This window comes from Caloramator sp. CAR-1, assembly GCF_030546345.1.
Taxonomy (GTDB): Bacteria; Bacillota; Clostridia; order Clostridiales; family Caloramatoraceae; genus Caloramator; species Caloramator australicus.
In genome coordinates, this window is the sequence record NZ_JAUONW010000008.1 from 38,945 (window position 1) to 51,864 (window position 12,920).

At 34.8% G+C, this 12,920-nt stretch carries 11 protein-coding genes; all 11 read left to right on the plus strand.

The annotated features are described in order from the left end of the window. The first annotated feature begins 111 nt into the window (after positions 1-111). The 11 genes from Q3V94_RS02035 (at position 112) to smpB (ending at position 12,901) form a co-directional block, all read left to right on the plus strand. A complete protein-coding gene (locus Q3V94_RS02035) occupies positions 112-1,140 on the plus strand; it encodes a sugar-binding transcriptional regulator (RefSeq protein ID WP_008908243.1) in 1,029 nt (342 codons plus the stop codon). A 53-nt stretch (positions 1,141-1,193) separates the two neighbouring features. Further along, positions 1,194-2,201 carry a type I glyceraldehyde-3-phosphate dehydrogenase gene (gap, locus tag Q3V94_RS02040; RefSeq protein WP_303524857.1) on the plus strand — a complete coding sequence of 336 codons (1,008 nt, stop codon included), beginning with the start codon at positions 1,194-1,196 and terminating at the stop codon, positions 2,199-2,201. Positions 2,202-2,252: 51 nt separating this feature from the next. Continuing rightward, positions 2,253-3,440 (plus strand): phosphoglycerate kinase, encoded by a 1,188-nt coding sequence (gene pgk, locus Q3V94_RS02045; protein ID WP_008908245.1) that lies wholly within the window; start codon positions 2,253-2,255, stop codon positions 3,438-3,440. A gap of 63 nt (positions 3,441-3,503) precedes the next feature. Then, positions 3,504-4,259 carry a triose-phosphate isomerase gene (gene tpiA / locus Q3V94_RS02050; protein ID WP_008908246.1) on the plus strand — a complete coding sequence of 252 codons (756 nt, stop codon included), beginning with the start codon at positions 3,504-3,506 and terminating at the stop codon, positions 4,257-4,259. A 1-nt stretch (position 4,260) separates the two neighbouring features. Further along, positions 4,261-5,793, plus strand: a complete 1,533-nt coding sequence (gene gpmI, locus Q3V94_RS02055; protein ID WP_008908247.1) for a 2,3-bisphosphoglycerate-independent phosphoglycerate mutase — start codon at positions 4,261-4,263, stop codon at positions 5,791-5,793. An 18-nt stretch (positions 5,794-5,811) separates the two neighbouring features. Beyond that, positions 5,812-7,110, plus strand: a complete 1,299-nt coding sequence (gene eno / locus Q3V94_RS02060; protein WP_008908248.1) for a phosphopyruvate hydratase — start codon at positions 5,812-5,814, stop codon at positions 7,108-7,110. A 165-nt stretch (positions 7,111-7,275) separates the two neighbouring features. Further along, complete coding sequence (gene secG, locus Q3V94_RS02065; protein ID WP_008908249.1) at positions 7,276-7,512, plus strand: preprotein translocase subunit SecG; 237 nt, start codon at positions 7,276-7,278, stop codon at positions 7,510-7,512. 22 nt (positions 7,513-7,534) lie between these two features. Next, complete coding sequence (locus tag Q3V94_RS02070) at positions 7,535-9,556, plus strand: sodium-translocating pyrophosphatase (RefSeq protein WP_008908250.1); 2,022 nt, start codon at positions 7,535-7,537, stop codon at positions 9,554-9,556. Positions 9,557-9,644: 88 nt separating this feature from the next. Continuing rightward, positions 9,645-10,196, plus strand: a complete 552-nt coding sequence (locus tag Q3V94_RS02075) for an HDIG domain-containing metalloprotein (RefSeq protein ID WP_303524861.1) — start codon at positions 9,645-9,647, stop codon at positions 10,194-10,196. A gap of 11 nt (positions 10,197-10,207) precedes the next feature. Next, the gene (gene rnr, locus Q3V94_RS02080; RefSeq protein ID WP_303524862.1) at positions 10,208-12,328 is read left to right on the plus strand and encodes a ribonuclease R; all 2,121 of its coding nucleotides are present in this window, start codon (positions 10,208-10,210) and stop codon (positions 12,326-12,328) included. 105 nt (positions 12,329-12,433) lie between these two features. Then, the gene (smpB, locus tag Q3V94_RS02085; RefSeq protein WP_008908253.1) at positions 12,434-12,901 is read left to right on the plus strand and encodes an SsrA-binding protein SmpB; all 468 of its coding nucleotides are present in this window, start codon (positions 12,434-12,436) and stop codon (positions 12,899-12,901) included. The last annotated feature ends 19 nt before the right edge of the window (positions 12,902-12,920 follow it).

A 12,920-nucleotide genomic window follows, 5' to 3' on the forward strand; every position in this document is an offset into this window, starting at 1 on the left:
ATTGAAAAAAATAAATAAAAGTGATATATTTGATTTAGAAAGAGGGACAAAATTAACAACATAGGGACAAATTAAGTCCCATATTTAAAGCACCTGAGGAGTGATTTTTTCTTGAAAAAAGTCCTTTCAATACAACAAAAGATTATTCCAGAAATGATAGACCTATTAAAGAAAAGGTATGAAATATTAAAAACTATATATTACAATCAACCTGTTGGTAGAAGAGCATTATCTCAGGAACTTAATTTAGGTGAAAGAATTGTAAGAACAGAAGTTGAGTTTTTAAAAAATCAAGGATTAGTAGAGGTTAATCCAATAGGGATGATTTTGACTAAAGATGGTGAGAAAATCCTTGAAGAGCTAAAGGAAATTATCTATGTTTTAAATGATTATAAACATTTAGAAGAAAAAGTTCAAAAATTGCTAAAAATAAAAAGGATAATTATAGTTCCGGGAGATAGTGAAAAGGATAGAACCGTTTTAAAGGAAATGGGTAGGGTATGTGCAAATTATATAAAGGAGCTAATACATGAAGGCTCAATCATATCGTTGACGGGAGGGACTTCAGTAGCCCAAGTTGTTGAAAATTTTCCAAAGATTAATACAAAGGATGTGTTAGTCCTTCCAGCAAGAGGTGGTATTGGAAGAGATGTTGAGATCCAAGCAAATACTTTAACGGCAAATTTAGCAAAAAAAATAAATGCAAATTATAGACTTTTACATGTCCCTGATAATATTAGTTCAGAAACTTTAGAAACCATCGCAAATGAGCCAGAAGTTAAAGAAATATTAGATGTCTTATCAAAATCTGACTTGTTAATCTTTGGTATAGGCAGAGCCGATGAAATGTCAAAAAGAAGAGGAATGCCACCTGAGCAGATAAATGAGCTGATAGACAAAGGTGCAGTTGCAGAAGCCTTTGGGTATTATTTCAATAAAAACGGTGAGGCAATATTTAGAACACCTTCTATTGGAATAAATTTTTACGATGTGAAAAATATTAAGAATGTAGTGGCGATTGCCGGTGGAAAAAATAAGGCTGAGGCGATTATAGCAACAAGAGTAAACAATCCTAATATGGCCCTTGTAACAGATGAAGCCGCAGCCAACGAGATTATTAACATATTGCATAGCAAGTAAAAGTTTAATCTTTTACTTAAAATAAAAAATTTTACATATTTAGGAGGGATATTATGTCAATTAAAGTTGCTATTAATGGTTTTGGAAGAATAGGAAGAAATGTTTTTAAAATTGCACAAACAAGACTAAATAAGGACGTAGAAATAGTAGCGATAAACGATTTAACAGATGCTCCAACCCTTGCTCATCTTTTGAAATATGACTCACTCTACGGAAAATTTGAAGGCACTGTTGAAACTAAGGAAAATGCAATAGTTGTAAATGGTAAGGAAATTAGAATTTATGCTGAAAAGGATCCAAAGAATTTACCATGGAAGGATCTTGGAGTAGACATCGTAATCGAATCAACTGGTTTATTCACAAAGAAGGAAAAGGCAATGGCTCATATTGAAGCAGGTGCTAAGAAGGTTGTTATAACAGCTCCAGCTACAGATGAAGATATAACAATAGTAATGGGAGTAAACGAAAAGGATTATGATCCTGCAAATCACCATATTATTTCAAATGCATCCTGCACAACAAACTGCTTAGCTCCATTTGCTAAAGTTTTACATGAAAAATTTGGTATAATCAAAGGTTTAATGACAACTGTTCACTCATATACAAATGACCAAAGAATATTAGATTTACCACATAAGGATTTAAGAAGAGCAAGAGCAGCTGCTCAATCAATAATACCAACAACAACTGGTGCCGCAAAGGCAGTTGGTAAAGTTCTTCCTGAATTAAAGGGAAAACTCAATGGTTTTGCACTAAGAGTTCCAACTCCAACTGTTTCTGTAACAGACCTAGTTTGCGAAGTTCAAAAGCCAACAACAGTTGAAGAAGTAAACGCAGCATTAAAGGCAGCAGCTGAAGGAGAACTTAAAGGCATTTTAGGTTACTCAGATGAACCACTTGTTTCAATGGATTACAAGGGAGATGAAAGATCATCAATAGTAGATGGACTTTCAACAATGGTTATAGATAACATGGTAAAAGTTGTTGCATGGTATGATAATGAATGGGGTTATTCAAATAGAGTTGTGGACCTAGTAAATTATATAGCTGAAAGAATGTAATATAAATGTCCGGTCAAGGCCGGACATTACTTTCAGAATGGAGGGGAATATATGAATAAAAAAACTGTGAGAGATATAGATGTTAAGGGCAAAAAGGTTATAGTAAGATGTGACTTTAACGTTCCACAGGATAAAGATGGTAATATAACTGACGATAGAAGAATTGTTGCTGCACTTCCAACTATCAAATATTTAATTGAAAACGGAGCAAAGGTTATCCTTATGTCGCACCTTGGGAGACCCAAGGAAGGATATGATCTTAAGTATAGCCTAAAGCCAGTAGCAGAAAGATTATCACAACTTCTTAACAAGGAAGTTAAGCTTGCAGAGGATCCTGACGTTGTTGGAGAAAATGCAATTAGACTTACCTCTGAAATGAAAGAGGGAGATGTTGTTCTATTAGAAAACGTTAGATTTGTAAAGACAGAAACTAAGAATGACTTAGATTTTGCTAAAAAACTTGCATCCCTTGCTGATATATTTGTAAACGATGCCTTTGGAACTGCCCATAGAGCTCATTCATCTACAGCAGGAATAGCTCAATTTATTCCAGCTGTTGCAGGATTTCTAATTGAAAAGGAAATTACAATAATGGGTAAGGCCCTTGAAAATCCTGAAAGACCCTTTGTAGCAATATTAGGAGGCGCAAAGGTTTCAGATAAAATAGGAGTTATTAATAATCTGTTAGAAAAAGTTGATAAGCTCATTATAGGCGGTGGCATGGCTTATACATTCCTAAAAGCTCAAGGGCTTAACATTGGAAACTCATTGTTAGAGGAAGATAAGATAGAATATGCAAAGGAAATGCTTGAAAAAGCACAAACAAAGGGAGTTAAAATCTATCTTCCTGTAGATCATGTAGTTGCAAAGGAATTTAAGGCAGATGCAGAGCATATGACAGTAGATGTTGAAATTCCAGAAGGATACATGGGACTTGATATTGGACCAAAAACAATAAAGCTTTATGAAGAAGCTTTAAGTGATGCAAAAACTGTTATATGGAATGGACCAATGGGTGTATTTGAAATGCCAGCATTTGCAGTTGGAACTAAAGCTGTTGCAGAAGCGCTTTCAAAACTTGATGCTACGACTATAATTGGAGGAGGAGATTCTGCAGCAGCAGTAGAGCAACTAGGATATTCAGAAAAGATGACCCACATATCAACAGGAGGAGGAGCATCTTTAGAATTCCTTGAAGGCTTAGAACTTCCAGGAATTGCAGCATTAAATGATAAATAGGAAGATACTAAGTATCTTCCTTCCTTATCTTAACTTAGGCAACAATTTTGAGGAGGAAAAATAATGAGAAGACCAATAATTGCAGGTAATTGGAAAATGAATAAAACTGCAAGGGAAGCTGCACAGCTTATTATAGAACTGAGGGATAAGGTAAAGGATGCAAAATGTGAAGTGGTTGTTTGTCCGCCCTTTACATCCTTAGCCCAGGTTATAACTTTGGTTGAAGATACAAACATTAAAGTCGGAGCACAGAACATGTATTTTGAAGAAAACGGAGCCTTTACAGGAGAAGTATCACCTATAATGCTAAAGGAATTAGGGGTAGAATATGTAATCTTAGGACATAGCGAAAGAAGAATGATATTTAAAGAAGACGATGAGCTTATAAATAAAAAAGTAAAGGCTGCTTTTGTCCATGGTTTAACGCCTATACTTTGCGTTGGAGAAACCTTAAAGGAAAGAGAAGAAAATAGAACATATGAAGTTATAAAAGAACAATTGAAAGAGGACTTAGACGGTTTAGATAAAGCTAAAGTTGCTAAAATGGTTATAGCTTATGAGCCTGTATGGGCTATAGGAACAGGTAAAACTGCCACAGCTGAGGATGCAAATGACGTTATAAAGTTTATTAGAAATTACATCCGTGAAAATTTTGGAAATGATGCAGCAGAAGAAATTAGAATACAATATGGAGGAAGCGTTAAACCATCCACAATAAAAGAACAGATGGCACAAAGCGATATAGACGGTGCCTTAGTTGGTGGTGCAAGTTTAAACGCTACAGAATTTGCAGCAATTGTAAACTATAAGGAGGATTAAGATGGTTAAAAGGCCAAGAATATTAATTATACTTGATGGCTGGGGAATTAACGAAAAAAAAGAGTGGAATGCAATAGATAACGCAGATCCTAAAAATTTTAAATTTTACTGGGAAAAATATCCCCATACAAAATTGAGTGCATCAGGCCTTGATGTAGGGCTTCCAAAAGGACAAATGGGGAATTCTGAAGTAGGACATTTAAACATTGGTGCAGGAAGAATAATATATCAAGAATTTACAAGAATAAATAAGGAAATAGAAGAAGGAAATTTCTTTAAAAATGAAGCCTTTTTAAAGGCTATAGAAAATTGCAAAATTCATAATTCATCAATGCACCTTTTTGGACTTTTATCCGATGGTGGAGTTCATAGCCATATAGAACATTTAGAGGCACTATTAAAACTTTGCAAAGACAATGGCCTTAATAATGTTTATGTTCATGCCTTCCTTGATGGAAGAGATGTTCCGCCTCAATGTGCGTTAGATTATGTAGATAGATTAGAAAATTATATGAAACAACTAGGTGTAGGTAAAATAGCAACCATATCAGGTAGATATTATGCTATGGATAGGGATAAAAGATGGGAGAGGACGCAGCTTGCTTATAATGCAATAGTTAAAGGTGAAGGTGAAATTGCAAGATCTGCAAGGGAAGCTGTTGAAAAGTCCTATGAAGAAAATAAAACGGATGAATTTGTGATTCCAACAGTTATCGTTGAAGAAGATAAACCGGTGGCTACATTAAAGGAAAACGATTCAGTTATATTCTTTAATTTCAGGCCAGATAGAGCAAGACAGATAACAAGGTCTATTGTAGATGTTGATTTTGATGGATTTGAGAGAAAATATTTTAAAGTGTTTTTCGTTTGCATGACTCAATATGATAAAACTATAGAAAATGTTGAAATTGCCTATAAGCCTGAAAAATATAAAAACACCTTCGGAGAATACTTAAGTAATTTAGGATTAAAACAATTAAGAATTGCAGAAACAGAAAAATATGCCCATGTTACATTCTTCTTTAATGGAGGAGTTGAAGCACCCAATAAGGATGAAGACAGAATATTGATTCCTTCACCAAAGGTTGCGACCTACGACTTAAAGCCTGAAATGAGTGCATACGAAGTAACTGATAAAGTAATAGAAATGATAGACAGCGATAAATATGATTTTATTATATTAAACTATGCAAACCCAGATATGGTTGGTCATACTGGAGTTTATGATGCAGCAGTTTCTGCAATAAAAGCTGTTGATGAATGCCTTGGAAAGGTTGTAAACAGGGTATTAAGCAAGGGTGGGGCAGCGTATATAACTGCTGACCATGGTAATGCTGAGCTTATGGTCGATTATGAAACAGGAGAACCTTATACAGCACATACTACAAATTATGTTCCTTTTATAGTAGTAGGAGAGGGTAATATAAAGTTAAAAGATGGTGGTAAATTAGCTGATATTGCTCCTACAATAATAGATCTTATGGGCTTACCAATTCCTGCAGAAATGACAGGAAATAGTTTAATAGAAAAATAATAAGAAAGGGGAATGAAAATGAAAAACTATGTAGAAATAATCGATATTTATGCGAGAGAAGTTTTAGACTCAAGAGGAAATCCAACTGTTGAAGTTGAAGTTGTTCTTGAAGACGGCACTGTTGGAAGAGCAATAGTTCCATCAGGAGCATCAACAGGTGCATTTGAAGCTGTAGAATTAAGAGATGGAGATAAGGCAAGATACAATGGAAAAGGTGTATTAAAGGCTGTTGACAATGTAAACAATGTAATAGCACCAGAACTTATAGGAATGAACGTATTTGATCAGACTCTTATCGATAAAACATTAATTGAACTTGATGCAACAGAAAATAAAGGAAAGCTAGGGGCTAATGCTATTTTAGGTGTATCACTTGCAGTAGCAAGAGCAGCAGCAGAAAGCCTTGGATTACCGTTATATCAATACATAGGCGGAGTTAACGCAAAAGTATTACCAGTTCCTATGATGAACATTTTAAACGGTGGAAAGCATGCTGACAACAATGTAGATATACAAGAATTTATGATAATGCCTGTAGGGGCACCAAACTTTGCAGAAGCTTTAAGATGGTGTGCAGAAGTATATCATTCACTAAAGAAGACTTTATCAAAAAAGGGTTACAACACAGCAATAGGAGATGAGGGTGGATTTGCACCAAATCTTAAGTCAAATGAAGAGGCAATTCAAGTTATAATTGAAGCAATTGAGGCGGCTGGATATAAACCAGGTGAACAAATTGCAATAGCTATTGATGCTGCTGCAACAGAACTTTATAAGGAAGATGGAAAGTATCACCTTGAAGGAGAAGGAAGAGTATTAACTGCAGAAGAAATGGTAGCCTTCTGGGAAGACTTAGTAAACAAATATCCAATTGTTTCCCTTGAAGATGGTCTTTCTGAAGAAGATTGGGATGGATGGAAGATATTAACAGATAGATTAGGTAAGAAGATTCAGTTAGTTGGAGACGACTTATTCGTCACAAATACCAAGAGACTTGAAAGAGGAATTAAGATGGGCGTTGCTAACTCAATCCTTATAAAGCTTAACCAAATAGGAACACTAACAGAAACATTAGAAGCAATCAAGATGGCAGAAAGAGCTGGATATACTGCGGTTGTATCCCACAGATCTGGTGAAAGTGAAGATACTACAATTTCTGATCTTGTTGTTGCAGTTAATGCAGGACAAATAAAGACAGGCGCTCCTGCAAGAACAGATAGAGTTGCAAAATACAACCAATTATTAAGAATCGAAGACGAACTTGGAGAAGTTGCTGAATATCTTGGTTCAAAGGCCTTCTACAATGTAAAAAGATAATAACCAACATTATTGTACCCCTAAATAAGCTAAAGGGCTCTGCCCTTTAGCTTAAAATTTATGATAGCACATAAAATAATTATGATATATGATTATGATTGTATTTATTTTTTTTATATGTTAAAATATGAAATATGAATTGATTCTAATAAGGAGGTGCTTTAGGTGAAAACATTTGTTATTATTGTCCATGTAATTGTAAGTTTAATAATAATAACTACAGTTTTAGGTCAACCTGCAAAAACCTATGGATTATCAACTGCAATATCAGGCGGTGCTGAAACTTTCTTTGGCAAAAACAAAGGAAGAACAATTGAAGGTAAGTTAAGAAAACTTACTGTATTTGCCATGATTCTTTTTGTTATTACATCCATGCTTTTAGTATACTTAACAGGCAAATAATATTCACAAAGGGGGTACAATAATGAATATTGTTTTAGCACCAATTGCAGGTGTTATTGCGCTGTTATTTGCTCTTTATTTATCAAATAAGATTTCAAAGGCAGATGCTGGAACTGACAGAATGAAGGAGATTGCTAGCTACATACATGAAGGTGCTATGGCATTCTTAATGAGGGAATATAAGTCATTATCAATATTTATTATAGTTGTATTTTTGGTGCTTGGATTTTTTATAAACTGGTTAACAGCTTTATGTTTTATTTTTGGTGCACTATTTTCTATTTTAGCTGGATTTTTTGGAATGCAGGTTGCTACAAAGGCCAATGTAAGAACTGCTAATGCAGCAAGAACAGGCCAAAACAAAGCGCTTGAAATTGCCTTCTCTGGCGGCGCAGTCATGGGGATGAGCGTTGTTGGTCTTGGCCTTTTAGGAGTAGGAGCACTTTACATGATTTTTAAAGATGCAAACATAGTTACAGGCTTTGGTCTTGGTGCCAGCTCAATAGCTCTTTTTGCTCGTGTTGGTGGAGGTATCTATACTAAGGCAGCCGATGTTGGTGCAGACCTTGTTGGTAAAGTTGAAGCTGGAATTCCTGAGGATGACCCAAGAAATCCAGCAGTTATTGCGGACAACGTAGGTGACAACGTTGGAGACGTTGCGGGTATGGGTGCAGACCTTTTTGAATCATATGTAGGATCTATTATTTCTGCACTTTCATTAGGTGCTATAGTTTTTAATGATAACAAGGGGATAATATTCCCATTAATTTTAGCAGCTGTAGGTATTATTTCTTCAATTATCGGTTCATTGTTTGTTAAAGGCGATGAAAATTCCAATCCACAAAAGGCCCTTAAGAATGGAACTTATGTTAGCAGTATTTTAGTGATTATAGCTTCAGCTATATTAAGTAAAACTGTATTTGGAGATTATAAAGCGTTTTTTGCAATAACAGCTGGTTTAATAGTTGGAGTTTTAATTGGTCAATTTACAGAAATGTATACATCCGCAGACTATAGTCACGTTAAAAAGATTGCAAAACAATCTGAAACTGGGCCTGCAACAACAATAATTTCAGGTTTAGCTGTAGGTATGTATTCTGCTGTTTTACCTGTTGTATTTATTGCTTTTGCAACTATCCTTGCCTTTTTTATAATGGGAGGATATGGTTCAAGCCAAAATGTTTTAGCTGGACTTTATGGAATTTCACTTGCTGCTTTAGGTATGCTTTCAACAACAGGTATGACGGTTGCAGTTGATGCCTATGGACCAATAGCTGACAATGCAGGCGGAATTGCTGAAATGTCAGAACTTCCAAAGGAAGTTAGAAAAATTACTGATACTCTTGATTCCGTAGGAAATACGACAGCAGCAATAGGAAAAGGCTTTGCGATAGGTTCTGCTGCTTTAACAGCACTTGCTCTGTTTGCTTCCTATTCACAGGCCGTTCAATTAAAGGCAATTGACCTTTTAAATCCAATGACATTAGTTGGACTTTTAATTGGTGGAGTTTTACCATATTTCTTTGGTGCATTGGCTATGGAGGCTGTTGGTAAAGCAGCAAATCACATGATTGAAGAAGTTAGAAGACAGTTTAAGTCCATACCAGGGCTTATGGAAGGTAAGGCAAAACCTGATTATAAAACTTGTGTTGATATTTCAACTGCAGCTGCTTTAAAGGAAATGGTTCTTCCAGGAGTTTTAGCAGTTGTTGTTCCACTTTTAGTAGGATTACTTCTTGGTGCAGAGGCGTTAGGAGGACTTCTTGCTGGTGCCCTTGTATCAGGTGTTTTAGTTGCAATCCTAATGGCTAATGCCGGTGGAGCATGGGACAATGCAAAGAAATATATTGAAACAGGTGAACATGGAGGAAAGGGTAGCTTTGCCCACAAAGCAGCTGTTGTTGGAGATACTGTAGGCGATCCATTTAAGGATACTGCAGGACCAGCGATGAATATCTTAATTAAGCTTATGACAATTGTTTCACTTGTATTTGCACCATTGTTTGCAAAATTCGGTGGAATATTATTAAACTTAATAAAATAATTAAAGACCTGCGAAAGCAGGTCTTTAATTTAAACTTTTATATGTATAAAAAAGTTAAATTGTCAAAAAATACTTAGGAGGGGTTATAATGGATAGAAGTTTGGCTCTATTGCAGGTTAGAGAAAGGGTCAAAAATGAAAATCTTATAAAACACATGCTTGCCGTTGAAGCTGTAATGAAATCCCTTGCAAGGAAATTAGGGGAAGATGAGTTAAAGTGGGGAATATGCGGATTAGTTCATGATATTGACTATGAAGAAACATATGAGACTCCAGAAAAACATAGTATAATAGGAGCAGAAATTTTACAAAATTTAGGATATCCTGATGATTTTGTTTATGCCGTTAAGGTTCATAATGAGGTTCACGGACTGCCAAGAGTAAGCCTTCTTGATAAAGCTCTATGGGCATCTGACCCTGTTACAGGGCTTATTATAGCATCAGCTCTTGTATTGCCGGATAAAAAATTAGAAAGCTTAACAGTTGATTCAGTCATTAAAAAAATGAAGAAAAAAGATTTCGCAAAGGGAGCCAACAGAGAACAAATAAAATCGATAGAGGAGATAGGCATTTCTTTAGAAGAGTTTTTAAGCTTATCTATTGATGCTATGAAGGAAATTGCAAATGAATTGGGGTTATAAGGAGTGATTGCATGAGCAAAATTAAAGAATCTATTTTAGAATTTTTAAGAAGGGAAAGCTATAGGCCAATGTCGGCAGAAGAGCTTGCAAAGGCATTTCAAATCGACAGAAAACAAATTGGAGAATTCTTCTCTATTATCGATGAGATGGAGGAAGAGGGACTAATCTTTAAAACAAGTAAAGAAAAATATGGCCTTCCTGAAAAGATGAACTTAGTGATAGGTAAACTACAGGGACACCAAAAGGGATTTGGCTTTGTAATTCCTGATGATGAAAAGTTAATGGATGTTTTTATCCCAGCTGAAAACATCAATGGAGCTATGCACAATGATAGAGTAGTTGCAAGGATAATTAAAGCTGCAACACCGACCAAAACAGCTGAAGGTGAAATTATTAAAATTTTAAAAAGAGCTAATACAAGGGTTGTCGGAACCTTTGAGAAAAACAGTTATTTTGGCTTTGTTATTCCAGATGATAAAAGGATATATCAAGATATATTTATTTCAAAATCAAACTTTAATGGTGCTAAAGATGGTGATAAGGTTATAGCTGAGGTTACAAAATGGCCTGAAAAAAGAAGAAATCCTGAGGGAAGGATTATAGAAGTATTAGGTAACAAAAATAAACCTGGAATTGACATCTTGTCGATTATTAAAAAATACAATCTTCCAGAGGAATTTCCTAAAGAAATTGAAGAATATGCAAATGCCATTCCAGACGAAATACCTGAAAAGGAAATAAAAAGAAGAAGAGATTTAAGAGACTTAAAGATTGTTACAATAGATGGGGAAGATGCAAAGGACTTGGACGATGCAGTATCAATTGAAAGACTTCCTGACGGTAAATTTAAACTTGGAGTTCATATTGCAGATGTTACATATTATGTTAAAGAAAAGTCACCTTTAGATAAGGAAGCATTAAAAAGAGGAACAAGTGTTTATCTTGTAGATAGAGTTATTCCTATGCTTCCTAAAAAGTTGTCTAATGGTGTTTGTAGTTTGAATCCTAGGGTTGATAGATTAACTTTATCTTGCGTCATGACAATTGATCAAAATGGTAAAGTTGTTGATTATGAAATATTCGAAAGCGTTATAAAGACATGTGAAAGAATGACTTATACAGATGTTACAAAAATACTGCGGGATAATGATCCGGATTTAATAAAAAGATATGATTATTTATATGAAGATTTTAAAGCAATGGAGGAGCTATGTAACATTCTAAATAGAAAAAGAATGCAAAGGGGAGCTTTGGATTTTGACTTTGAAGAATGTAAGATTATCCTTGATGAAAAAGGTAAACCAGTTGAGGTTAAACCCTATGAAAGGGATATAGCAAACAGGATAATTGAAGAGTTTATGATAGTTTGCAATGAAACTATTGCAGAACATATGTTTTGGGCAAATATTCCTTTTGTCTACAGAATTCACGAGGATCCTGATTACGAAAAGATAATGCATTTTAACGAATTTGTTCACAATTTAGGCTATAAGGTAAAGTTTGCAAAGGATATTCATCCTAAAATGCTGCAGGAAGTTTTAGAGAGTGCAAAGGGTAAAAAGGAACAGCCTATAGTTGATATGCTTCTTTTGCGCTCATTAAAGCAGGCCCGATACTCACCTGAATGCTCAGGACATTTTGGTTTGGCGTCAAAGTATTACTGCCATTTTACCTCACCAATTAGAAGATATCCGGATCTCATAATTCATAGAATAATAAAGGAATATTTAAAGGGGAAAATCGATGAAAAAAGGATAGAAAAATTAAAAGCAATTGTTGAAAAGGCAGCAAAGCAGTCAAGTGATATGGAAAGATTGGCGGATGAAGCTGAAAGGGAAACAGAAGATTTAAAGAAGGCAGAATATATGGCAGAAAGAATAGGGGAAATTTATACAGGTATAATTTCCTCCGTGACACACTTTGGTATGTTTGTAGAACTGTCTAATACAATTGAAGGTTTAGTTCATATTAATAGCATGACGGATGATTACTATTTATTTGACGAAAACCTTTACGCATTGATTGGAGAAGAAACAAGAAAGATTTATAGGCTGGGAGATGAAGTTAAAGTAAAAGTTCATAGGGTTGATATAGAAAGTAGAAATATAGATTTTGTTTTAGTCGAGGAGTAGGGCACTTTAAAGTGCCTCTATTTTTTTATTGCATTTACAAATTTAGCTGTTATAATATAAGATGAATAAAGGGGTAAGCATTAGCGTTCTATGTGAGGTGTTGATATGAAGAAAAACGAAAAAAAGGTTTTAGCTGAAAATAGAAAGGCAAGGCATGATTATTTTATAGAGGAGACTTATGAGGCGGGGATTGAGCTTTTTGGAACTGAAGTTAAGTCCGTTAAATTAGGTAAAGCAAATTTAAAGGACAGCTATGCAGAAGTTGTTGATGGTGAGATTTTTGTTTATAATATGCATATTAGTCCTTATGAGAAGGGAAATATCTTCAATAGGGATCCTCTTCGCCCTAAAAAACTTTTAATGCATAAGTCAGAGATTAGAAGATTAGCAGGTTTGGTTTCCCAAAAGGGATATACTTTAATACCTTTATCATTATACGTTGTAAGGGGACTTGTTAAGGTTGAATTAGCCCTCGCAAAGGGTAAAAAGCTTTATGACAAGAGGGAAGACATAGCAAAACGTGATGCAAGAAGAGAAGTTGAGAAGGAATTTAAGATTAAAAATTTATACTAAGTCCATTGAAAATCATATT